The sequence below is a fragment of the Burkholderia orbicola genome (assembly GCF_900100915.1).
GTDB classification, from domain to species: domain Bacteria; phylum Pseudomonadota; class Gammaproteobacteria; order Burkholderiales; family Burkholderiaceae; genus Burkholderia; species Burkholderia orbicola.
Genome location: NZ_FNKW01000003.1, coordinates 637930 through 662200, shown reverse-complemented (window position 1 = coordinate 662200; position 24271 = coordinate 637930). Strand labels below are relative to the sequence as shown.

At 64.9% G+C, this 24271-nt stretch carries 19 protein-coding genes and 2 riboswitches; of the genes, 14 read left to right on the top strand and 5 right to left on the bottom strand.

What is annotated here, in order from left to right; genetic code table 11:
• Positions 1-15: 15 nt before the first annotated feature.
• Positions 16-249, bottom strand: coding sequence for a hypothetical protein (locus tag BLS50_RS32845; RefSeq protein WP_011549124.1), 234 nt, complete (start codon positions 247-249; stop codon positions 16-18).
• Between the two features lie 816 nt (positions 250-1065).
• On the opposite strand from BLS50_RS32845, the gene BLS50_RS32840 reads away from it, so the two are divergent.
• From BLS50_RS32840 to BLS50_RS32825, 4 genes are all read left to right on the top strand, one after another.
• Positions 1066-2028 carry a LysR family transcriptional regulator gene (locus tag BLS50_RS32840; protein WP_074808718.1) on the top strand — a complete coding sequence of 321 codons (963 nt, stop codon included), beginning with the start codon at positions 1066-1068 and terminating at the stop codon, positions 2026-2028.
• A 527-nt stretch (positions 2029-2555) separates the two neighbouring features.
• Complete coding sequence (locus tag BLS50_RS32835) at positions 2556-3167, top strand: ATP phosphoribosyltransferase regulatory subunit (RefSeq protein ID WP_074807958.1); 612 nt, start codon at positions 2556-2558, stop codon at positions 3165-3167.
• A 406-nt stretch (positions 3168-3573) separates the two neighbouring features.
• Positions 3574-4815 carry an MFS transporter gene (locus BLS50_RS32830; protein ID WP_347879087.1) on the top strand — a complete coding sequence of 414 codons (1242 nt, stop codon included), beginning with the start codon at positions 3574-3576 and terminating at the stop codon, positions 4813-4815.
• A gap of 342 nt (positions 4816-5157) precedes the next feature.
• Positions 5158-5958, top strand: a complete 801-nt coding sequence (locus tag BLS50_RS32825; RefSeq protein WP_074807955.1) for a phosphodiesterase — start codon at positions 5158-5160, stop codon at positions 5956-5958.
• Positions 5959-6106: 148 nt separating this feature from the next.
• Here the strand turns inward: BLS50_RS32825 and BLS50_RS32820 are convergent, their stop codons facing one another.
• Positions 6107-7129, bottom strand: a complete 1023-nt coding sequence (locus BLS50_RS32820; RefSeq protein ID WP_027808423.1) for an ABC transporter substrate-binding protein — start codon at positions 7127-7129, stop codon at positions 6107-6109.
• A gap of 139 nt (positions 7130-7268) precedes the next feature.
• A riboswitch (guanidine-I (ykkC/yxkD leader) is annotated at positions 7269-7393 on the bottom strand.
• 432 nt (positions 7394-7825) lie between these two features.
• Positions 7826-7957, top strand: a riboswitch (guanidine-I (ykkC/yxkD leader).
• A gap of 57 nt (positions 7958-8014) precedes the next feature.
• On the opposite strand from BLS50_RS32820, the gene BLS50_RS32810 reads away from it, so the two are divergent.
• The 7 genes from BLS50_RS32810 (at position 8015) to BLS50_RS32780 (ending at position 17944) form a co-directional block, all read left to right on the top strand.
• Positions 8015-8770, top strand: coding sequence for an urea amidolyase associated protein UAAP1 (locus tag BLS50_RS32810; RefSeq protein ID WP_074807948.1), 756 nt, complete (start codon positions 8015-8017; stop codon positions 8768-8770).
• 11 nt (positions 8771-8781) lie between these two features.
• Positions 8782-9438 carry an urea amidolyase associated protein UAAP2 gene (locus BLS50_RS32805; protein ID WP_074807945.1) on the top strand — a complete coding sequence of 219 codons (657 nt, stop codon included), beginning with the start codon at positions 8782-8784 and terminating at the stop codon, positions 9436-9438.
• 88 nt (positions 9439-9526) lie between these two features.
• Positions 9527-13135, top strand: a complete 3609-nt coding sequence (uca, locus tag BLS50_RS32800) for an urea carboxylase (RefSeq protein ID WP_074807940.1) — start codon at positions 9527-9529, stop codon at positions 13133-13135.
• Positions 13132-15003, top strand: coding sequence for an allophanate hydrolase (atzF, locus tag BLS50_RS32795; RefSeq protein WP_074807936.1), 1872 nt, complete (start codon positions 13132-13134; stop codon positions 15001-15003). Before uca ends, atzF begins: the two co-directional genes overlap by 4 nt.
• A gap of 64 nt (positions 15004-15067) precedes the next feature.
• The gene (locus tag BLS50_RS32790; RefSeq protein ID WP_023475128.1) at positions 15068-16042 is read left to right on the top strand and encodes an ABC transporter permease; all 975 of its coding nucleotides are present in this window, start codon (positions 15068-15070) and stop codon (positions 16040-16042) included.
• A 45-nt stretch (positions 16043-16087) separates the two neighbouring features.
• On the top strand, positions 16088-16999 hold the full coding sequence (locus BLS50_RS32785; protein WP_011694942.1) for an ABC transporter ATP-binding protein: 912 nt from the start codon (positions 16088-16090) through the stop codon (positions 16997-16999).
• A gap of 207 nt (positions 17000-17206) precedes the next feature.
• Positions 17207-17944, top strand: a complete 738-nt coding sequence (locus tag BLS50_RS32780) for a transporter substrate-binding domain-containing protein (RefSeq protein ID WP_074807933.1) — start codon at positions 17207-17209, stop codon at positions 17942-17944.
• A 67-nt stretch (positions 17945-18011) separates the two neighbouring features.
• Here the strand turns inward: BLS50_RS32780 and BLS50_RS32775 are convergent, their stop codons facing one another.
• Entirely contained in the window at positions 18012-18608 is a 597-nt protein-coding gene (locus tag BLS50_RS32775; protein WP_074807930.1) for an NADPH-dependent F420 reductase, read from the bottom strand.
• A 118-nt stretch (positions 18609-18726) separates the two neighbouring features.
• Positions 18727-19461 carry an SDR family NAD(P)-dependent oxidoreductase gene (locus BLS50_RS32770; RefSeq protein ID WP_074807927.1) on the bottom strand — a complete coding sequence of 245 codons (735 nt, stop codon included), beginning with the start codon at positions 19459-19461 and terminating at the stop codon, positions 18727-18729.
• A gap of 108 nt (positions 19462-19569) precedes the next feature.
• Here BLS50_RS32770 and BLS50_RS32765 point away from each other — a divergent pair, with 108 nt between their 5' ends.
• Positions 19570-20493, top strand: a complete 924-nt coding sequence (locus BLS50_RS32765) for a LysR family transcriptional regulator (RefSeq protein WP_074807924.1) — start codon at positions 19570-19572, stop codon at positions 20491-20493.
• A 119-nt stretch (positions 20494-20612) separates the two neighbouring features.
• On the opposite strand, the gene BLS50_RS32760 is transcribed toward BLS50_RS32765, so the two are convergent.
• Positions 20613-21530: a LysR family transcriptional regulator gene (locus tag BLS50_RS32760; protein ID WP_074807921.1), complete on the bottom strand. Its 918-nt coding sequence runs from the start codon at positions 21528-21530 to the stop codon at positions 20613-20615.
• Between the two features lie 140 nt (positions 21531-21670).
• Between BLS50_RS32760 and BLS50_RS32755 the strand changes: the two genes are divergently transcribed.
• Positions 21671-22435, top strand: a complete 765-nt coding sequence (locus tag BLS50_RS32755) for an SDR family NAD(P)-dependent oxidoreductase (protein ID WP_074807919.1) — start codon at positions 21671-21673, stop codon at positions 22433-22435.
• 501 nt (positions 22436-22936) lie between these two features.
• Positions 22937-24271, top strand: coding sequence for a glutamine synthetase family protein (locus BLS50_RS32745; protein WP_011694940.1), 1335 nt, complete (start codon positions 22937-22939; stop codon positions 24269-24271).

Here is a 24271-nt window from a genome sequence, read left to right as displayed (position 1 = left end):
ATAAGGGCGTAGCCTTTAGCGGTTACCGTCGATCAGATCGTTCAGCAGCGCATCGAACGCGGCCTGTGCGTCTTCAAGTTCCTGCAGGGCGGCATCAAAGGTTTGCAGCGCGAACGGCGAAGGCTCGCCGCTGCCTTGCGGCGGAAATTGCTTCTGCATCGAGGCGAACGTACTCTGCACGCGCAGCGTGGCGGCCACCATGCGCTCCATCGCCTGGGTTTCTTCGGCTCGGGCCTGTTCCGGATTCATTCCTCTCTCCTTGGATGGTTTTCTTGAAGACCAGATCCTACACGCTGTGTCCGTTCTTGCCGCCCTTGGCAGAACGACTCCGTTGAAGGTTCCAACGGCACGCTGCGGGAGAAGCGATTTAATCGGGAATGATTTCGCAGTCGCGCCGAGGCCAAGATACTCATCGAGCGAGGCTATAAAATCCCGCCGCAGGTCACAACGATTGGCCGCTTTGGATAAGTCTGAAGGGCCGTTCTGGGTCGGCTGTTGCCGCCCATGTCGGGCAGCAGTCGGCCTCGACAGTCGTAGGCAATCGCTCTCAAGCAGCCATTCGAACGTCGACTGTACCTTGCCAAGGGACACACGCGTGCCAATCGTATCCGTCGCGGCACGCCACGCCCTGAACGCGAAGGCGCGAATATGGGCGCGTCCGATCGTCTTGGGACACGCACACCGGACACCGGTCGATGCCGTGGCGCTTGACCCGGAATGCGACTCGGTCGCCGCTCGCCGCTACCGATAAACGGCCCGTGGCTGCGCTGGCGGGCGACAACTAAATTGACGCGAGCAGAATCATGCGCCTGGCTGACCGTGCGTCACGCCACGAGCAGACAAACGGCAGCGTGTACCTTAGACTCTTGCCGCAATGACCATCGAGTGGCCGGAGGCTTCGTCAACGAGAGCATCCGAGTCAGGGACGACATCGCCTTTGTCCATTTGATCAGCATCCGAGCGAGTCCCGAAAGGTTGGGCAACCGCATGGAAGCGTTGCTGCGGCAAAGCCGCTCGGCCGTCGCGGTGAAGCCTGTGAACGATAGAAGTATCCAAGGATGCTGTATGGCGACCAAGCTGTCATTTGAAGTTCTCGAAGTTTTGGATGCAATTGACCGGACCGGTACATTCGCCGAGGCGGCCGAGTTGTTGCATAGAGTTCCGTCCACGCTCACTTACCTTGTGCAAAAGCTGGAAAGCGACATGGATGTCGAGCTGTTCGATCGCAGCGGCAGACGGACGAGACTCACGGAAGCGGGTCGTGCTGTTGTGGAAGATGGGCGTCGACTTTTAGATGCGGCTCGACACCTGGAGGCCAAAGCAAAAGGCATTCGAGACAGTTGGGAATCGGAGCTTCGACTATGCGTCGATGCAATCTTGCCAATCCAGTCCTTATGGCCGTATGTCCACGCCTTCTACGACCTGGAGATGAATACCCAGCTAAGTCTTTCCACCGAGGTGCTAGGGGGCGTGTGGGATGCCCTGGTTACGCGGCGTGCCGATCTCGCGATAGGGGCGTTCGGTGAGCCGCCGCATGCCGCCAATATTGCGGCCCGGCCAATCGGAACTCTCCGGCACGTTTTTGTCGTGGCTCCGGACCATCCACTCGCCCGCATCCCCGAGCCGTTGGAGAGCGAAACGATCGCAGGATATCGAGGTGTTGTCATCAGTGACACTTCTCGCGAACTGCAACCGCAATCTGTGGCCACCCGTGACGGACAGCCACTGGTCATCGTGCCGACGCTCGCAGCTAAACTGCAAGCACTGTGTGAAGGTATCGCTGTCGGGATGCTGCCTGATTTCGTAGCGAAAGAACCGATACACGAAGGCAGGCTGGTCGCGCGTCGCATTGTGGGTGTGCGCGAGTTCACGAATGGCTACCTCGCTTGGCGCGAGGACAAGGTAGGGAACGCTTTAAACTGGTGGATTGCGCAACTAGACAGCGCCGATCTGCTTGAACGGCTCTTGACGCCGCGTCAAGAGAGTAAAGGGCAGCCCGGGACGGCCACTTGCGCAGTCCGTTACTAAAGCGCGGCGTAACAGCCCATCAGTGCTAATGTCCGAGGATCTTCGCCGGTGCATGCAGTTGGACATCCGAAGATCAGCTTGGCACTGAACCTTGCCGTTGAGTTGCCGAGGCATCCAATGGCTGCAGCGGGTCGAACTGCGACGGCCGCACATTGCAGAGCATTGGCTGGCCATGTTCGGCCAGAACCGGTCGGTCGGCAACAGAGGATAGACTGTCGACGATCTTTAGCCACGTGACTCGTTTTGGTCCTTGAGATCACGTCGGGGCCTCCGAGACATGTGGATCGGTTCACAAATCAAAATTAATGTGCCAATATGGCCAGCATGGAACTCCGTAACGTCCCGAACCAATCTCGTCATCATCACGGTCGTCACTCGATGCGCCGTGGTTCGTTACGTCCATAGCAGGACATCCGGGGTTGCAGTTTCCCCTTCCTGTACAAACGACCAAGGCGCCTACGGCGCCTTTTTTATTTTTTACCCCGAGGAGACTCTCATGACCATGATTCGCGGAACACGTTTCATCGTTGGCGAGGAAGCTGCACAAATTCGCGCTCTGGAAACCCAATTCCGGAGCTATCTTCATTAACGCTGGAGCAGAGGAGGCGATTGTCCCGGCGTTGTGGTCGCAAGATACATTCATTCAAAAAGCCGGGGGCAGTGAGATCATCGGCCAGATGTGGGCCTTTCCCGACAAAAAGGGACGCGCTTGCTGCCTGATTCCTGAGGCAACGGCGCTGTTCCAGGAGCGATGCAGCGAGCTGCTGTGCCGACAACGGGAGCGGATGTTGTTTTATATCGCTCGATGCTACCGCTACGAACGACCCCAAGCCGGTCGCTACCGAGAATTCTCCCAACTGGGATTTGAGTATCTATGCCCCGACCCGGAATCCGCGGTCAAACGCAGCCAAGAGGTGGCGATGGGCTTTTTCGATTCACTCGGCCTTCGCTATGAACTCGACGATTCGGCCCGCAGAGGCCTCAGCTACTATCTGAATGGTCGGGGCTTCGAAATACGCTGTACCGAACTCGGAGCCCAACAGCAAGTGGTGGGTGGCGGCACCTATCAGCAGGGAGCCGGTTTCGGCATCGGCGCTGAGCGACTATTGTTAGCGATGACCGCTCAGGGGCTCGTGTAGCGAAATCCAATGCCGGTGCGGCTTGCGGCTCCGGACAGTCGCAAGCGCCATATCACCAGCTACATGTAGTAAAGCGATGGCGCGAATGTCGGCTTTCCGCGATCTCGACTGCTCCTTGTGGGTCGACTACAGCCGAACGCGTCGGGCGGCATACGGCCAGGAAGGGACGCTCGACATACCTACGTGAATTGCTGACCATCGCTATCCGAAGCGTCGCCAGTCGCGAATCGGCCCTGTATGTCGCCACTAATAAAACGTCGGCCTCTGGAGACGTGCATCTAAACGGCGAGAAAAATGTTGAGGTAGCATCATCGAACTCAACAGGGGGAAGGCGGTGTTTCGGGAAATCAAAGCACGCATAAACTCAATCAGCGTCCCTCTCGCCAGTCTGCTTCTAAGCGATCTGATGAGGATTCTGGCAGAAATGGTTGGCTATATCACGCTCCCTTGGTGGATCGTTCACCGGGGTGGCGCGCACGACTTGGCGACCTACAGCGTAAGCGTTGCCATCATCACGATTTTTGCAATGCCACTGCTTTCGCCGCTAGGGGAGCGCTACGCAAAGAGATCGCAGATTGCATGGGGTCTATGCACCCTGATGGTGGTCGCCTTTACCCTCGCTACGCTCGCCTCGCTGTCCGACTACCGACTTATGCCTCTCATCTGCATAGGCGTGGTCAGTGTCATAGCCAAAGCTTTCATCGATCCGGCCAGTTCCACCATTTCGGCCGAACTTCTTCCGGCGAATCGTTTGGCGGAAGCGCTTCGTCTTCGTAAATCGACGCAAGCGGCCGGCCGTGCCTTAGGTCCAGCATTGGCTGGCGCGACACTGGCCTTGGGCGGTATCGCCGCAACATTTTGGATGAACGGCATATTACTCGGCGTCGCTGCTTACGTGACTTTGCAGCTTCCGGCCCAATCTCAGCATCGCGAACACCATCGCAGTTTAGCCCGTTGGTGGAAAGACCTGCGCGCCGGACTGCATGCTAAATGGATCGTCCCGTTGGAGCGCGGCTGGACACTTGTAAACTTCCTCGTCTGGATATTCCAAGGCCCCGCAGTCGGCATGCTGATCCCGCTCAAAGTGCAATCACTTGGACTGTCGGGTCTCTGGCTAGGTGCTTGTGAAGCGGCCTTATCGATAGGTTTACTACTCGGAAGCTTTCGTGGTTCTGATGCACTCGTTAGTCGTTTCGGCCGATTCAACGTCCGGGTGGGGGCCGCTATGTGCGAAGGGCTGGCTCTTGCTGCTTCGGGCTGGGTCCATTCACCCATCGTTCTCGTATTGGCCTTCACATGTGTGGGTTTCGCCAACGCGTCGGTGGGCCTCGTTGGCGCGACTCACCGCTCATTGGCTATCCCGCAGAATTTCCGCGTGCGCATTCTCGCCGCCAGCATGATGACCACGCAGATTGCAGGCATCCTTGGACCGATGATCGCGGGCGCGGCGCTCACGCATTGGCCGGTGGGCGAGGTTTATACATGCTTCGGCCTTGCCACTTGTCTGCTCGCTTTTGGTTTTGTCCTCATACCACGATCGCGCGAATTCTTTGCGCTCAACCACGATCAGGTGAAAGATTGGTTTCGGCACGAATATCCCCATGCATTCGAATCACCCACGGTGCCCGAATCGAGACCGACTGTGTAGATCGTGTCAAGAAATGCCATATGTATGTGCGGGTTAGTATTAACCCGAGACATGATCGAGTGACCGCTTTGTAGCGATTTAATCGACCGGTCAGGGTCGATCTGCGCCGGTCGCGCGTCACGGGGCGGCGGCCGGCCGCGTTCGGCCAGAAGCCGCCTTTCGTGCTTCGCCACCCGGCGTCTGCGTCTGCTTGTCATCCCGAATCAGCCACGCGGACGCGCAATCGAGCGCGCGTGGCGCACGACCGTTGTCACGGAAGGCCATCTGTCGATGGGCGAATTTTGTCTGGCCTAAAATCTCCTCGATCGATGTACGGGCAGGTCAAAGCCAACGGAGCGCTGAGTGACGGTCATCGCACAACTTTCCGATATTCATGTCCGGCCTCACGGTGTCCTGTATCAAGACGCCGTGGATTCCAATGTCATGTTTTCGGCAGCCGTCGATTCGCTGAACCGCATTCGACCTGAGCCAGACCTGGTCGTCATCTCCGGCGACCTGACGGACGAGGGCACCGAAGACGAGTACCGAAAACTTCGCGAATTGCTCGTCGAGTTGAGGCGACCGTTCGTGGTTCTGCCGGGTAATCATGACGACCGTGACAATCTGCGAGCCGCGTTCCCGGATCACGCGTGGCTTCCGGACGAGGGCGCACTCTCGTTCGCGCTGGACGTGGGCGAACTACGCCTCGTGGCGTTGGACACCTCCGTTCCAGGGCTACATCACGGTGAACTGGACGCCGAAACCCTGGCGTGGCTCGACACTGAACTTGCCGAGCATCGCAATCGGACCGCGGTTGTCGTCATGCACCATCCACCGTTCATGACCGGTATTCCTTATCTGGACATCTACGGGTTGCGAAATGCGGAGGCATTTGCCGCGGTTCTGGCGCGCCACGACAACGTAGATCGCATTCTTGCCGGGCACGTCCACCGGTCGATGCAGACACGTCTTGGACGTGTTCCGGTACTCACCTGCCCGAGCACGACCACTCAGATTGCGCTGCGCGTTGAAGCGGACGCGCAGCCCGCTTCTTTTCTCGAACCCCCTGCATACATGCTGCATCGCTGGGCAGGTCGAGATCAGCCAGCGGTCTCCCACTTGTGTTACGTGGGGCACTTCGAGGGACCGTTCCCCTTCGCGTAAGCGTCCCCGTCAAGATACGGCGGACGATGACGTACGAGGCATTGGCACGGCATGGACAGGCCATGACCGCTTGCGACCTCGGAGCACGTGAGCGCATCAGGGTCGCACACCGGCGCGGCGTACTGCCGCGCCGGCAGGCGCGCCGCCCTCAATGCGCGTCGACGAGCCGCGGATCGATATACGCGTCGACGTCCTGCGACTGCTTGTACACGGCGTTACGCACGTTGAACGCATTCGCGTTGCGCGTCGAGCCGTAGATCGAATCGAGCCCGTCGCCCTTGCGGAACGCGCGCTTCGCGGCCGCCTCGTCGAGCAGATGCGTGCCCTTCAGCAGCGGAAGATATTGCGCCGGCGCGAGCCCGACGCGCGCCGACATGATCTTGACCGCATCGGCCTGCGTCTTCGGATCGTTGATGTACGCGACGCAGCGATACCAGACCTTGATCACCTTCGCCCAGTCGGCGCGGCGCGCGGCGAGACTCGCCGGCGCGACGGTGATCGCATCGTAGATCAGCCCCGGCGCATCCGCCGACGTGAAGATCGCCCGTGCGCCCGGCGCGCGCTTCAACGCCTCGCCGGCGTTCGGCTGCCATGCGGCCACCGCGGCGATGTCGGCCGACGAACCGAGTACCTGCGGCAGCTCGTTGGTTTTCGCATTCACGAGCGTGACGTCGCCGTCCTTGAGCCCGTGCTTCTGCAGCGCGGTTTCGAGCAGCAGGTGGTCGACTAGGCCGAGTTCCACGCCGACCTTCTTGCCCTTCAGCGCCTCGACGGTGCGCAGCGGCGGCTTCGCGACGATCATGTCGTTGCCGGCCGAATAGTCGGTCAGCAGGATCATCACGTTCTTCGCGCCGGACGCGCCCGTTACCAGCGCATCGCCGTTGGTCGCCGCGACCGCATCGAGCTTACCTGCGGAAAACGCGTCGAGCGACGCCGAATAATCGAACCATTCGAAATCGACGTCGACGCCGGCCTCCTTGAACCAGCCCTTGTCGAGCGCGACCTGGAACGCGACCCAGCCGGGCCAGTCGCTGTAGCCGATCTTCAGCGGTGCGGCAGCGTGCGCGGCAGGCGCCGCCCATAGCGTGGCGGCCGCGACGGCGGCGCCCAACGCATGACGGATGAAACGGAAGGACGGCAGGTGGCGAAGCGCCGGGGCGGGACGGGTCATCGTTGTTCTCCAGGAGACCGGGATCGGGATCGTCGATACGGACCGTGCGCGAGCACATGGTCCGGCTGCGTGACCGGTTCCTGCGGATGCGGAACGGACGAGCGGCCACGGAGAGGCGCGACGGCCGTTGCCATCGCCAATCTCCCGGGCTTTTGTCCCGCCGTGTAGCACGCGTGCATCCGGTCTTGCGACCGGACGAACTCGCGCCGGGCTGCTCTTGGACCAGACGTTCGATGATGAACCGGAACCCTAGCACCCCTAAGATGCGACGCCGCCGCACCTCTCGGCGTCATGCCGAGCGAGAAGCATGCCAACGGCGCGCGGCAAGGCGATTCAACGGCGGCGGGTGGCGCGCTGAAGTTCGATGAAGCGGGCGGCGAACAGCGCGTGCAGTACGCGCCGGAGCAGGTCGAGCTTGTTCATGAAGGATCGGATATGAGGTGACGGTGCATGGGTTCAGCAATGCCCATGCCATCACGCATCGGCCGGTGGGCGAGCACGCGATGCGCACTGCACCGGTGCGCGCTTGCGTGCGCATGGTGCGCCGCGCGCCCGCCGCGAGGGCAAACGAATGCGTCGGTCATTCGGATGTCGCGCGGCATTGCGCCGCCGGGCCGCGTCGTGCGGTCATCGAGCGGCGGCTGGCACGCAACTCGCTTATTCGATGCCCGAGAGGTGCGAAGCAATTTGCATCATCTTCAGGATCGCTAGGGTTCCGGTCGTGCGGCGTGTGCCGCGCGATGCCTGGTCCGAGAGCAATCCGGTCTTGCCTTCGCCTCGACGAGAGGAAACGGCGAGGCTCCACGGAGGGATAAAAGCCCGGGAGGTCGCGATGTCGTTCGGTCGCCCTCTCACGCCTTTTATCCAACCGACCCCGGAGCCGCCATGTCGCCGAGCCCCCAAGCCATTCTTGCCCCGCCGCCGCACGTCGCGTGGGAAACGCTGATTCCCGCCGGAACCCACTGGTCCGGCATCCTGCGCCGCGGCCTCGCGCTGCGCATCGTCGACGTCGACGGCGGCGCGAACCTGTCCGCCGTCTTTCATCGCCAGGAAGACCTGCTCGAACGCTACAACATGGCCGATACGCTGAAGGCGCAGCACACCGCGCATCTCACGCGCGGCCATGCGCTGTATACGGACATGGGCCGCGTGATCGCGTCGATCACGGCCGACACGCTCGGCTGGCACGACCCGCTCGGCGGCGTCGGCGATGCGCGGCTGTTCGCGCACAAGTACGGCACGTCGTCGTACCAGGCCGATCGCAACGCGATGATCCGCAACGGCCGCGACAGCCTCGTGCTCGAGCTCGCGAAATACGGCCTGTCGGCGCGCGACCTCGCCGCGAACGTCAACTTCTTCAGCAAGCTGGATACACGCGACGACGGCGCGCTCGAGTTCGTCGCCGGACATTCGCCGGCCGGCAGCGCGTTCGACCTGCGCTTCGAGATGAACACGCTCGCGGCGTTCTCGACCGCGCCGCATCCGCTCGATCCGCGCCCGGACTACGCGCCGAAAGCCGTGAAGCTGATCGCGTACCGCGCGTATCCGGCCGACGGCGCGGCGCCCGACGACGACCCGTGCCGGCGCGCATGCGCGGAGAACATGCGCGGCTTCGCCAACACCGACCGTCTGTTCGCATGAGGAGCGAGACCATGCCGATCATCGAAAGCCGTCTCGACCCGCGCGACGCGATCCACGACGTCACGCTGAACGCCGGCGACCCGTGGCTGCGCGACCTGAAGCGCGGGCAGACCTTCCGCATTCTCGACCTGGAGGGCAACCAGGCCGTCGACACGCTGTTCTACCGCACCGACGATCCCGAAGAGCGCTACAGCGCGCAGGACACGATCCGCGCGCAGCGCAACCTGTACCTGAGCGCGGGCAGCGTGCTCATGTCGAGCCATGGCAACCCGATGGCGACGATCGTCGCCGATACGTGCGGCCGTCACGACACGCTCGGCGGCGCGTGCGCGGCCGAGAGCAACACGGTGCGCTATGCGCTCGACAAGCGTTACATGCACAACTGCCGCGACAGCTTCCTCAACGCGATCTCGCACTGCACGTGCGGCGCCGGCGCGCGGCTGACCAAGCGCGACCTGGTCGGCAACGTCAACTTCTTCATGAACGTGCCCGTCACGCCGCTCGGCGGGCTCACGTTCGAGGGCGGCATCTCGGCGCCCGGCAAGTACGTCGAGATGCGTGCGGAGATGGACGTCACGGTGCTGATCTCCAACTGCCCGCAACTCAACAATCCGTGCAACGGCTACAACCCGACGCCCGTGCGCCTCATGGTGTGGGAGGCGGAATGAACGGCCCCCGCGCTCATTTGCTTTGCATGGGGCCGGAGTACGCGCTGAAGCGCTACTCCGGGCCGACACGTTCGCTGCGGGAGGCAACATGAGATTCGCCAAAGTCCTCGTCGCGAACCGCGGCGAAATTGCGTGCCGCGTGATCCGCACGCTGAAGCGCCTCGGCATCGCGTCGGTCGCGATCTATTCGGACGTCGACCGCGATGCGCGCCACGTGGCGCTCGCCGACGAAGCCGTGCGGGTCGGGCCCGCCCCGGCGGCCGACAGCTATCTGAACGTCGCGGCGATCCTCGCCGCCGCGCGCGCGACCGGCGCGCAGGCCGTGCACCCCGGCTACGGTTTCCTGTCCGAGCACGCGGGCTTCGCCGACGCGTGCGAAGCGGCGGGCCTGCGCTTCATCGGGCCGCGCGGCGATCACATGCGCGCGTTCGGCCTCAAGCACACCGCGCGCGAACTCGCCGCCGCGCACGGCGTCGCGCTGCTGCCCGGCACCGGGTTGCTCGACGATGTGACGACGGCGCTTGCCGAAGCCGACGCGATCGGCTATCCGGTGATGCTGAAAAGCACCGCGGGCGGCGGTGGCATCGGCATGTCGCTGTGCCGCGATGCGGCGCAGCTCGGTGCGGCGTTCGAATCCGTCGTGCGGCTCGGCGCCGCGAACTTCGCGCATGCGGGCGTCTATCTCGAGAAGTTCGTCGAACACGCGCGGCACATCGAAGTGCAGATCTTCGGCGACGGCCGCGGCGGCGCGATCGCGCTCGGCGAACGCGATTGTTCGGTGCAGCGGCGTAACCAGAAGGTGATCGAGGAAACGCCCGCGCCCGACCTGAGCGCCGCCGAGCGCGACGCGCTGCACGCGAGCGCGGTGCGGCTCGCGCGCGCGGTGGGCTACGCGTCGGCCGGCACGGTCGAATTCGTGTTCGACGCGAGCACGCGGCAATTCTATTTCCTCGAGGTAAACACGCGGCTGCAGGTCGAGCATTGCGTGACCGAGGCCGTGACGGGCGCCGATCTCGTGGAATGGATGATCCTGCAGGCCGAAGGCGACCTGCCGCCGCTCGACACGCTCGCCGTCGTACCGCGCGGCGCGAGCATCCAGGTGCGGCTCTATGCGGAGGACCCGAACAAGCAGTTCCAGCCGAGCGCCGGACTGCTCACGCACGTTGCGTTTCCCGACGACGTGCGGGTCGACGGCTGGATCGACGCAGGCACGGAGATCAGCGCGCATTACGATCCGCTGCTCGCGAAGCTGATCGTGCGCGGCGACACGCGGCGCGACGCGCTGGCCGCGCTGCGGGCCGCGCTCGACCAGACCGGGCTGTACGGGATCGAGACCAACCTCGACTACCTGCGTGCGGTCGTCGGCTCCGACACGTTCGCGCGCGGCGCGCCGACCACTGCCTTCCTGTCGCGCTTCGCGTTCGCGCCGCACACGATCGACGTGCTCGACGGCGGCGTGCAGACCACCGTGCAGCAGGCGCCCGGGCGGGTTGGCTACTGGAGCGTCGGCGTACCGCCGTCGGGCCCGATGGACGATCGCGCGTTCGACCTCGCGAACGCGCTGCTCGGCAACGCGCGCGACGCGGCCGGGCTGGAATTCACGATGGTCGGCGCGACGCTGCGCTTCAATACCGCGACGCTGTTCGTGCTCGGCGGTGCACCGCTCGCGGCCACGCTCGACGGTGAAGCAGTGCCGTTCTGGCAGGTCGTGCGAGCCCGGCCGGGCGCGGTATTGAAACTGGGCGGCGTGACCGGCGCGGGCGTGCGCGCGTGTCTCGCCGTCAAGGGCGGGCTGCAGGTGCCCGACTATCTCGGCAGCAAGGCGACCTTCACGCTCGGCCAGTTCGGCGGCCATGCCGGCCGCGCGCTGCGCAAGGGCGACGTGCTGCATTTGCATGCGGACGCCGGGCGCGGCGACGCCGGCGCGACGCTGGCCGCGGCCGACATTCCCGCGCTGACGCATGCATGGACGCTCGGCGTGCTCGACGGTCCGCATGGCGCGCCGGATTTCTTCACGCCGGACGACATCGCGATGCTCTACGGCACGCAGTGGACCGTCCATTACAACTCCAGCCGCACCGGCGTGCGGCTGATCGGCCCGAAGCCGCAATGGGCCCGTGCGGACGGCGGCGAGGCCGGGCTGCATCCGTCGAACATCCACGACAACGCGTATGCGATCGGCGCCGTCGATTTCACCGGCGACATGCCGGTGATTCTCGGCCCGGACGGGCCGAGCCTCGGCGGCTTCGTGTGCCCGGTGACGGTCGTGCGTGACGAGCTGTGGAAGCTCGGGCAGTTGCGGCCGGGCGATACCGTGCAGTTCGTGCGTGCGGGCGTGTCGGCCGGGATAGCGACTGCGGCGGTCGTGGAAGCGACACGTGACGTTGCTGCAGCCGCATCCGGCTCATCCGACGATTGCGTGCTGCATCGCGACCCGTCGGCCGGCGGCGGCATCGGCGTCGTCTACCGGCGCTCGGGCGACCGCAACGTGCTGGTCGAATACGGGCCGCTCGTGCTCGACCTGAACCTGCGCTTTCGCGTGCATGCCCTGATGGGCTGGCTCGACGCGCACCGGTTGCCCGGCATGCTTGACCTGACGCCGGGCATCCGCTCGCTCCAGGTGCAGTTCGACGCGCGGACGCTGCCGCTCGACGCGCTGCTCGCGCATCTGCAGGCCGCCGAGCGCGAACTCGCCGACGTGGCGGACCTGCGTGTGCCGAACCGCATCGTGCATCTGCCGCTGTCGTGGGACGACCCGTCGACGCGCGTTGCGATCGAGCGCTACATGCAGTCGGTGCGGCCCGATGCGCCGTGGTGCCCGAGCAATATCGAGTTCATCCGGCGCATCAACGGCCTGGCGAGCATCGACGACGTGAAGCGCATCGTGTTCGACGCGCGCTATCTGGTGATGGGCCTCGGCGACGTCTACCTCGGCGCGCCCGTTGCGACGCCGCTCGATCCGCGGCACCGGCTCGTGACGACGAAATACAACCCCGCGCGCACCTGGACGCCGGAGAACGCGGTCGGCATCGGCGGCGCGTATCTGTGCGTGTACGGGATGGAAGGGCCGGGCGGCTATCAGTTCGTCGGCCGGACCGTGCAGATGTGGAATCGCCACCGCACCACGAGCGAATTCGAGGCCGGCAAGCCGTGGCTGCTGCGCTTCTTCGACGAGATCCGTTTCTACGAAGTCAGCGAGGCCGAACTGACCGCGCTGCGTGCGGATTTCATCGCGGGCCGCGCGACGCTGAAGATCGAGGAATCGGTGTTCGATCTGCGCGCCTATAACCGCTTCCTGCACGACGAGGCGGAGTCGATCGCCGCGTTCAAAGCGACGCAGCAGGCCGCGTTCGACGCGGAGCGCGAGCGCTGGCGCGCGGCGGGCCACGCGGAATACGTCGGCGACGCGGAGCCGGGCGACGCGCAAGCGGACCGGGTAGCGGGCGCGCTCGACGACACGCAGCGGGCGATTGCCGCCGACGTGTCGGGCAGCGTGTGGAAGGTGCTGGTGGAGGCCGGCGAGCGCGTGACCGAAGGGCAGGTCGTCGCGATCGTCGAATCGATGAAGATGGAGGTGGCGGTGACGGCAACGGAAGACGGCACGATCGAGACGATCGATTGCGCGCCAGGCGCGGCGGTGGTGGCCGGCCAGCGGCTGATGGTGATGAAGGCGGGCGCCGCCGAGGAGGTCGCATGAGCACGACGGACCGCCCGGTGCTGCCCGGGCTGCGCTCGATTGCCGCGCTGCGTGCCCGCTATGAGGCGGGCGACCTGACGCCGCATGCGCTCGTCGACGCGATCGCCGCGCACTTCGACGCAGGCGACCCCCATCATGCGTGGATCAGGCCGCTCACGCGCGACGAGATGATGCCGTATGCCGACGCGCTGGCCGGACGCGACATCGTGTCGTTGCCGCTGTACGGCGTGCCGTTCGCGATCAAGGACAACATCGACCTCGCCGGCATCCCGACGACGGCAGGCTGCCCCGCCTACGCGTACACGCCGGCATGCAGCGCGCCGGTGGTCGAGCGATTGATCGCGGCCGGCGCGATTCCCGTCGGCAAGACCAATCTCGACCAGTTCGCGACCGGGCTCTCGGGGCAGCGCTCGCCTTACGGCGCGTGCCGCAATGCGCTCGACCCGCGCTATGCGTCGGGCGGGTCGAGTTCCGGGTCGGCGGTGGCCGTCGCGCTCGGCGTCGCGACGTTCTCGCTCGGTACCGACACGGCGGGCTCCGGGCGCGTGCCGGCCGCCTTCCACGGGCTTGTCGGGCTCAAGCCGACACGGGGCGTGCTGAGCACGCTCGGCGTGGTGCCGGCCTGCCGGTCGCTCGATTGCGTGTCGGTGTTCGCGCGTTCGGCGGACGATGCGCGCACCGTGTTCGCCGCCGCGCACGGCGTGACGGACGGCGATCCGTACGGGCGCGCATGGCAACCGCTGCTGGGTGCGGACGGGTTGCGCGCGCAGCCAGCGCGGCCGCTCGCGCAATTGCGTTTCGGCACGCCGCGTGCCGATCAGCTCGAATTCTTCGGCGATGCATCGTATCGCGCGGCCTGGGGCGCGGCGCTCGAACGTCTGCGCGCGACCGGCGCGCGGGTCGTCGAGATCGATTTCGAACCGTTCCTGGCCGCCGCGCGGCTGCTGTACGACGGCCCGTGGGTCGCCGAGCGGCTGGCCGCGATCGGCGCATTCGCCGCGCGCGAGCCCGATGCGCTGCATCCGGTGATCCGCGAAATCGTCGGCGGCGCGGCACGCTTCAGCGCCGCCGATGCGTTCACCGCGTTCGACCGGCTTGCGGCGCTGCGCGTCGATGCGGCCCGCGCGTGGGACGGCCTCGACGCGATCGTGATGCCGACCTCGGCGACGACCGCGACCGTCGATGCGCTCGAAGCCGATCCGATCGCGATCAATTCGCGCTTCGGCTACTACACGAACTTCGTGAACCTGCTCGACCTGTCGGCGATCGCGGTGCCTGCGGGCACTTGCGCAACCGGGCCGCATGCGGGCTTGCCGTTCGGGATCACGTTCGTCGGGCGTGCGCACGACGATGCGCGGCTGCTGGATCTCGCACAGGCGTGGGGCGAGGGCGCCGACGCCGTCGACGACGTTCGGCCGCCCGCGGCCGCGATGTCGGCGCGTGCCGCAGCCACGGCGGTCGTGCGCGTGGCCGTCGTCGGCGCGCATCTGCGCGGCGAACCGTTGAACGGGCAGCTCACGCGGCGCGGCGCGCGCTTCGTCACCGCGACCACGACTGCGCCGGCCTATCGCCTCTATGCGCTGTCCGCGGAGGCAAGCGGCGGCGTCGCGAAACCGGGCCTCGTGCGTGTGCCGAACGATGGCGCACCGATCGCGGTCGAGGTCTGGGAGATGCCGGTCGACGCGTACGGCAGCTTCGTCGCCGGTATCGCGGCGCCGCTCGGCATCGGCACGCTGACACTCGCCGACGGTGCGCGCGTGCAGGGCTTCCTGTGCGAAAGCGTGGCGCTCGACGATGCGCAGGACATCACGCGCTTCGGCGGCTGGCGCGCTTACCGCGCGCAGGCCGCCAGCGGCGCGCTGCAATGAACGCACGGTCGCGCGATGCCGCGGCATTCGCGCGACCGGCACCCGAAACGATACGGAGATTCCGATGACAACGACCCGCAACACGACCGGCTGGCTCGCGGTGCGCCGCGAGCTGACGACGCGCGGCAAATGGACGCTCGCGCTGGCGTCCTTCCTGCTGCCGTTCGCCGTCTGGTGCCTGATCAGCTATGTGCCGTTCGTCTGGCATCCGCAGATGCGCATCACGAACCCGGGCAGCGTCGACTATTTCCAGACCGGGATGCAGATCGATCGCGACGTGTTCGACGACGAGCTCGCGCATGCGCGGGCCGCGCACGCGGCGGTGCCCGAGGGCGAGCGCGCGAATCCGGTCTACCTGCCGGCGCCGCACCAGGTCTTGCGCGCGTTCTACACGGCGTTCACGACACCGCCCGCGTCGCGCGACGGCGTGTGGCTGCACGAAAGCCTGTGGCACAGCATCCGCATCATCTTCTGGGGCTTCGTGATTTCGTCCGCGATCGGCGTGCCGCTCGGCATCGTCTGCGGCACCTTCAGTGCGCTCGCGCGGCTGCAGGAGCCGTTCCTGGAGTTCTTCCGCTACCTGCCGGCGCCGGCGTTCGGCGCGCTGATGGTCGCGATTCTCGGCATCTATGACGCGCCGAAGATCGCGATCATCGTGATCGGCACGCTGTTCCAGCAGGTGCTGATCATCGCGAACACCACGCGCAAGCTCGAATATGGGCTGTTCGAGGCCGCGATGACGCTCGGCACGAAGAAGCTGAAGCTGCTCACGCACGTCGTGATTCCAGGCGTGCTGCCGGACCTGTATCGCGATCAGCGCATCCTGCTCGGCTGGGCGTGGACTTACCTGATCGTCGCCGAGCTGGTCGGCACGAGCTCGGGCATCACGTGGTACATCAGCCAGCAGGCGCGCTATCAGCATTTCGACAACGTATATGCGGCGATCCTGATGATCGGGATCATCGGTCTCGGCACCGACATCGTGCTCGGGCTGCTCGGCCGCCGGCTCTTTCCGTGGGACCGCACGCTGAAAGCGTGAGCGCCGCCCGTACGTCCCCATCGACCGATTTCCGCAGAGGGCATCATGCAGAACCCGCAAGCCGTTCCCGATTACCTGATTCAATCCGACGCGGTGCGCGAGCGCTTCGCGCGGCTGAAGGCCCGCGACGTGATCCTCGACGTGCGACACGTCGGCAAGCGTTTCACGACGCCGCAAGGCGAGTGCGTCGCGCTCGACGACATCAGTTTTCGCACGCACCGGCGCGAGTTCGTGTGCGTGATCGGCCCGTCCGGCTGCGGCAAGTCGACGTTGATCCGGATTCTCGCCGGGCTCGACGCGCAGACGAGCGGCGACGTGCTGCTGGACGGCAAGCCGGTCGACGGGCCGGGCGCCGATCGCGGGATGGTGTTCCAGGGCTATACGCTGTTTCCGTGGCTCACCGTGAAGAAGAACGTGATGTTCGGCCTGCGCATGAACGGCAGCAGCAGCGGCGTGGCCGAGCGCGAGGCGCTGCAGTGGCTCGATCTCGTCGGGCTGACGCGCTTTGCCGACGTGTATCCGCACCAGTTGTCGGGCGGCATGAAGCAGCGCGTGGCGATTGCCCGCGCGCTCGCGAACCGTCCGCGCATCCTGCTGATGGACGAGCCGTTCGGCGCGCTCGACGCGCAGACGCGGGCCAGGATGCAGACGCATCTGCTCGACATCTGGCGCAACATCGACGTGACGATCCTGTTCATCACGCACGACCTCGACGAGGCGATCTTTCTGGCCGACCGGATTCTGGTGCTGAAGGCGAATCCGGGCGGGGTGCAGGAGCTGATCGAAGTGCCGGTGCCGCGGCCGCGCGATTATTCGCAGGTCAATACGCCGGAGTTCGTCGCGACGAAGGCGCGGCTCGAAGCGCTGATTCACCCGAAGGAGGCCGCGACTGCCGAGGACGACGGCATCAAGCCGCACATGATCCGGATGACGGACGTGGCGGATAACGTCGAATAGCGTCGAGCCGATTCATTCCGTCACGCCGCGATCCATGTCGTACCGGACCCCTGCTGCTCGAGTTGACGACTTCACTGACAGCCGCACCAAAATAATGTCGTCAACTTGATTACACCCGGATTAATTTTGTCCACGTTTAGCGGACCTCGACTTCCCACGGTAAGCTGATGCATTCCTGATCGATTCTTCGGCTTGCGAGAGAAAGCGATGAAGGTAACCATTGCGTACATCGAGGAACCTCCGTTTGGATGGACCGAAGCGGATGGCACCGCGAGAGGTGCCGATCTCGAGCTCGCGGCGACGATCCTTCGGCAGATAGGCGTCACCCGGATCGAGTATTGCCCGACGACGTTCAGCGAGTTGCTGCCCGGCGTTGCATCAGGTCACTGGGACATGAACGTGCCGCTCTTCGTGACACCGCAGCGGGCCCATACCGTCGCGTTCAGCGTGCCGGTGTGGGGAATCGAGGACGGTTTCCTGGTGCGGCCCGGCAACCCGAAGGCGCTCAGGCGTTATGCGTCGATCGCCGAACGTCCCGATGCGCGCCTCGGCATCATCGCCGGACAGGTACAGCATGATTCAGCGATGGCGGCAGGCGTGAGCCGGCGGCAAATCGTCGTCTTCGAACAGCAAGCCGACGCGATCGCGGCCGTGCTCTCCGGCGTGATCGACGCCTATGCGAGCACCGCTTTGGGGAATCGCATCGTGGCGGGCCGGATAGGCAGCGCGATGATCGAGGCCGTCGCGCACGAGCCGGATGGCGACGGCAGCCAGCGGACGCCTCCGCTGGGCGCGTTTTCATTCAACCGGGAAAACCGGGATCTGCTGACGGCGTTCAATCGGCAACTGCGCGCGTATGTCGGCTCGCCGGACCATCGCGCGCGCATGGCGAGATTCGGGTTGACCGATCGCGAGATCGATCCAGCCGTCTCGCCGACAGGATAGGTCGCCGCCCGGCTGTGAACGGCAACCGTCCATTCGACTCGGCGAAATGGCTGAAAGCCGACGTCGATCAGTCGAACCTGACCAGGTCCTTGAAGATCAGGCGCCCCCAGTTTTTTCCGCGCGCGTGTACCAGCCATCCGCCTTCCGACAGCCCGCCAAGCTGGATCGGCGCGAAACCGAGTTGTTCCGCAAGCGTACCCACTTCCGCCGCGGCCTCGTCATCGTCGCTCGCCAGAAACACGACTCGCCTGCCGCCGTGGACGGCCGGGTCCTGGCCAAGAACGCCAGCGGCCAGATGGTTGAAGCCTTTCACCAGCCTGGCGCCGGTGAACGCTTTCGCGACGAAGGCCGAGGACGGGAGACCGTCCAGTTCGTCCAGCGGGGCCTGCGTGTTCATCGCGTCGATGACGGTCTTTCCGTTCCAGTCGGCCAGCGCTTTGGCGACCGCCGGGTGCGATTCGAAACGAACCGCCAGAAAGATGATGTCCGCCTTGACCGCTTCCGCCAGGGTAACGGGAATGATCGTCGGTCCGATCGCGGCCGCATCGGCCGTAAAGCTTTGCGGATCGCGCGTGGTTGCAACGGCCACTTCGATGCCGTTGCGGGCGAATGCCCTGGCAAGCGCATGGCCGATCTTGCCGAAGCCGATGATTGCGTAACGCATGGGTTTCTCCTTCGTTTCCCGGTGTGCTTAGAGCTTGTAACCGCCGCTCGCCTCGATCGTCTGGCCGGTCACGAGCGCGGTCTTGCCTTTCAGAGATTGAGTCATTGGGTCGTTCTCCTCAGAGTTGTGCCAGGCCGCCGTCGACGGCGACCTCGCTGGCGGTCATGAAGCTGCTGTCCGGCGACGCAAGAAAGGCGGCCACCGCTCCGATCTCTGCGGGATCGGCCATCCGCTGGAGCGGCGTCAGCGCGCCGTAGGCCTTCTGGCCTGCTTCGCCCAGCGCTTCCTTGGCCAGTTCGGTCGCCGTCGCACCGGGCGACAGCACGTTGACCCGGATGCCGGTGCCCTTCAGGTCTTCCGCCCAGGTCCGCGCGAGGTTGCGCACCGCGGCCTTGCTCGCGCTGTAGGCCGTGAAGCCGGGCGCGCCGGTGGTGCCGGCGCTCGACCCGGTCAGGATGATCGAGCCGCCCGCGCCCATCAGCGGCAGCGCCTTCTGGACCGTGAAGATCGTCCCCTTCACATTGGTGTCGAACGTGTCGTCGATGTGCGCGGCGGTGATCTGGCCGAGCGGAAGCGGGCTACCCGTCCCCGCATTGGCGAAGACGATGTCGAGGGTTCCGCGCTCGGCTTTCACCGCCGCGTAGAGCCGGTCGAGGTCGGCCGGGTCGGAGACCGAGCCCTTCACCGCGCGGGCATGCTGCCCCAGGTCGGCCACCGCCGCGTCGAGCGCTTCTTGCCGGCGGCCGAAGAGGAAGACGAACGCGCCTTCGTCGATGAAGCGCCTTGCCGCGGCGCGGCCGATGCCGGTTGCGCCGCCGGTGATCACGGCGGTCTTGCCATTCAGTCTGTTCATGTCGTGCGTCCTTCGAAACAAGAGCGGGAAACCCGATTCTGGCGCGCTTGATTCATGAAGCAAATTGACTGAATATCTATAAATACCATCTACTTTTTAGATATATCTATGCTCGACAACGTCACCATCAATCAACTTCGGGCGTTCGTCGCCGTGTGTGACCAGGGAAGCTTTTCCGGAGCGGCAAGGGAACTGAGGCGCGCGCAGTCGGCGATCAGTCACGCGATCGGCGCGCTCGAAAGCGCCTTCGACGTGATGCTGTTCGAGCGCAACACGCGCAAGGCGACGCTCACCGCCGCCGGCCGCAGCCTGCTGCCCGATGCGCGCGGGGTGATCTCACGCACCGAGGAAATGAAGATGCGTGCGGTTGCGATCGCCGAAACCGGCGTCCCGCAGGTGTCGATTGCCGTGGACACCTATTTTTCGCGCACGCACCTGATCGAATGCCTGCGCACGCTGCAGGCGGAATTTCCAACGGTTGCGATCAATCTGCGCATGACGACCATGCAGGGCGGCGAGCGTCTGGTGCTCCAGGGCACGTGCGCATTGGCGGTGACGATCACGGACGTGCCCGAGCTGAGCCCGGGCACCATCGAACGGCATCATTTATTCGATGCGCAAATGGTGACCGTATGTGGGCCGGCGCATCCGCTGGCCGCCATGGCGAAGCCGATCCCGCGGGAGGAATTCGGCCGGCACATCCAGCTCGTCGTCACTGACAATCAGCCGGATGCGGAAAAGACCCAGCAAGGGGTCGCCAGTGAGCGCCAGTGGTGGGTGAACGATCTCGGCGCGAAGCACGACCTGCTCAGAGGGAGTCTGTGCTGGGGGCACATGCCGCGTCATATGGTCGACGCGGACCTCGCGAAGGGCACGCTCGTCGAGCTCCAGCGGCGCGCGTGGCACATGCGGCCCCTCACGTTCATGGTCTCGCAGCGGCGCGGATACGCGTTTTCCGGATGCGAGACGCGGCTGGTCGAACTCCTTGGCCAGTGTCCTTCGCGAAGGGGGCGAAGAGGGAAGTCGACGTAACGTGCGGCCGCGTTCGGGAATGGTAGCGATCGTTTATCGGGCGGTCGCGGTCAAGGCATCCGATCCGGTGGCAGTGTGGTCATCGAGCAGAAGGCCTGACGCGGCCACTCACCGAAACATCACTTTGGCCATCGCCAGACGGGATTGCCCAGATGTTCGGCGAAGTAGTCGGACAACGCCGTCACCTTCGCGGGTCGCGCCCGCGCCGACGGCGTAACGAAATAAAGCCCGCCCGTCGTCAGCGACCAGTCGGGGAGAATGGCTTCGAGACGGCCATCAGCCAGATATTCGCCCGCGATGAACTCCGGCAGTTCGGCGATCGCAAGACCATCGAGCAGCGTCGGCAACAGCGCATCGGCGTTGGTGACGCGTAGCGGGCCCGTCGGCATCACCGACTCCTCATCGCCTGCGTCGTTCGTGAAGCGCCATACGGCACTGCGCGCGCGATACGCGTACGGGAGGCAAGGGCGATCCGCCAATTCGCGCGGATGCGTGGGGCGCCCTTCGCGCCTCAGATATTCCGGCGCCGCCACCACGAATTGCGTGACCGCACACAGCCGACGCGCGACCAGCGATGAATCCGGCAGCGCGGCGATACGCAGCGCCGCGTCGAACCCATCGGCGATCAGATCGACCGACGCATCCGATAAATGCAGGTCGATCGATACTTCCGGATACGCGCGAAAGAAGCCCGGCAGCAGCGGCGCGACCCAGCGCAGCCCGAACGACATCGGTACGGCCAGACGCACCAGCCCACGCGGCTGCACCGACATCTCGCGCGCCGAGCTTTCCGCCTCCTCGGCCTGACGGTAGATCTCGCCGGCCTTCTCGCTGATCGTCCGGCCGAACTCGGTCAGCGAGAGCTGCCGCGACGTGCGGTTGAACAGCCGCGCGCCGAGCCGGTCCTCCAGACGGGCCACACCACGCGAGACGGTAGCGACCGACACCCCGGTCGCGCGCGCCGCGGCGGCAAACGACCCGTGCTCGGCCACCTTCGCGAACATCGCGAGCCCTTCGAAATCAGGCAGGTACGCCATTTCCCCTCATCTTTTCATTTATGCAACGTTAGATTGCGATTGATTCTATTTCGAAAAGATCGAGCGGTCGATATTCTCCTCACATCGCAGCACGTAACACCCAACCGAAACGCCACTGATCAAACGAAAGGAGCAATACCATGGCACGCAAGCTCGACAACAAGATCGCACTCGTCACCGGCGCAACCAGCGGCATCGGCCTGGCCACCGCCCAACGCTTCGCCGCTGAAGGGGCGCACGTCTATCTCACGGGCCGCCGTCAGGCCGAACTCGATGCCGCCGTGGCGGGTATCCGTGAAGCCGGCGGCACGGCCACCGGCGTGCGTTCCGACTCCACGAAGCTCAATGAGCTCGACGCGCTGTATGCGCAAATCAAGGAAGAACAGGGGCGCCTCGATGTGCTGTTCGTCAACGCCGGCGGCGGTTCGATGCTGCCGCTGGGCAGCATCACCGAAGCGCACTACGACGACACCTTCGATCGCAACGTGAAGGGCGTGCTGTTCACCGTGCAGAAAGCGCTGCCGCTGCTCGCCGATGGCGCATCGGTGATTCTTACGGGCTCGACGGCGGGCAGCGCGGGCACCGCTGCGTTCAGCGTGTATTCGGCTTCGAAGGCGGCGGTGCGTGCGTTTGCGCGTAGCTGGATTCTCGACCTCAAGGACCGACGCATCCGCGTGAACACGATCAGCCCGGGCGCGACCCGCACGCCCGGCCTGCTCGATCTCGCCGGCGACGATGCGGGTCAGCGACAGGGGCTTGCCGATTATCTGGCGGCGCAGATTCCGATGGGGCGCCTCGGCGAGCCGGGCGAGATTGCGGGCGCGGCGCTGTTCCTGGCGTCGGACGACGCGAGCTTCGTGAACGGCATCGAATTGTTCGTCGATGGCGGCCAGCAGCAGATTTGAGCGGGGGGTGATCGGCGCGACGGGGTGCATGCGGTCGCGTCGATCGTCTTCAGTGCCGGCAGGAGCGCGTCGGTGCGCGTTGTCGCGGTGCCGCCGACCGTGCTCGGCGGCGAAGCGACGGTGTGATCGACCCGCGGTTGCCGGCCGGAAGCAGCCGGCAGTTCCCTCTCCGAACCTGACGGCCAAACGACTGCTCCACTCGGAAATCCGACGGTAGGTCCCTTTCCGGACCTCGGCCTTGGCAATCAATGGCCGATAAAAAGAAATGGCCGGCTCTGCATTCAGACCGGCCATTTGCTATTCGACGCTGAAAACGGCTGGAGAGGGTCGGTCAGCACAACCGTACCCAAGGGATGCTCATGGACCTGCGACCGGAGGTGTTCGCGCTGTCGCGAGTTGTCCTGTAGTGCATCGGGCTAAATTTGTGATCACAAGTGTGATTATTTTCGAGATATCATCCATAAGCACCCAATGTTGTGATCACATCATGAGTGACATGCGATGAACGACGCTTTGAGCGACTTCCTGACCCGGCACCGCATCCGCGAGGTGGAGTGTGTCATCCCCGACATGACGGGCATCGCGCGCGGCAAGATCCTGCCGCGCGATCTGTTCACGGCGTCGGGCGAGATGCGCATCCCCAAGAGCGTGCTGCTCAATACCGTGAACGGGCAACAGCCGGACAACAGCCCCTTCGTGGGCGATACCGATCCCGACATGGTCTGCAAGCCCGACGCCGCCACCGTGCGCATCGTGCCTTGGGCCGCCGAACCGGTGGCCGTGGTCATCCACGACTGCCTGGAGTGGGACGGCCAGCCGGTGCAACTCTCGCCGCGCGCGGTACTCCGCCGCGTGCTGGCGCTGTACGAAGCACGCGGCTGGCAGCCCGTCGTGGCGCCCGAGATGGAGTTCTACCTGGTGGCGCGCAATCAGAACCCGCACGAGCCGCTGCAGCCGCCGCTGGGGCGCACCGGAAAGCCCGAGGTGGGGCGGCAGAGCTACTCGATCGATGCGGTGAACGATTTCGATCCCTTCTTCATGGAACTGTCCGCCTTCTGCGACCAGCACCAGCTAGGCGTGGAAACGCTGATCCACGAGGCCGGCCCGGGGCAGATGGAGATCAACTTCAGCCACGGCGAACCGCTCGACCTGGCCGACCGCGTTTTCCTGTTCAAGCGCACGGTGCGCGAGACGGCGCTGCGCCACGGCGTATTTGCCACGTTCATGGCCAAACCGATGGAGGGTGAACCCGGCAGCGCGATGCACATTCATCAGAGCATCAACGACGGCGAAGGCCGCAACATCTTCAGCAATACCGACGGCACCGCCAGCGAACACTTCCACCACTTCATCGGCGGACTGCAAACGTATATCCCGCAGGTGATGCCGATGCTGGCGCCCTACGTCAATTCATACCGGCGGCTGGCGCCCTACATGTCGGCACCCATCAATGTGCGCTGGGGCCAGGACAACCGCACTTGCGGTATCCGCGTCCCCAAGTCCGGCCCCGGCGCCCGCCGGGTTGAAAACCGCGTGCCCGGCGTCGATGCCAATCCCTATCTGGCCATGGCCGCCACGCTGGCCTGCGGCTACATTGGCATGCGCGACCGGCTGCATCCCAGCGAGCCCACCGAAGGCAGCGCGTGGAACGTCGCCCACGAACTGCCGCGCCATCTCGAAAATGCGATCGAGGCCATGCGCGCCTGCGATGCGATGAAGGAGGTACTGGGCGAAACCTTCGTCGACGCGTTCTGCGCGGTGAAGGAACTGGAATTTTCCACCTACAACCGGGTGATCAGTTCGTGGGAACGAGAGCACCTGTTACTGCTGGTTTGA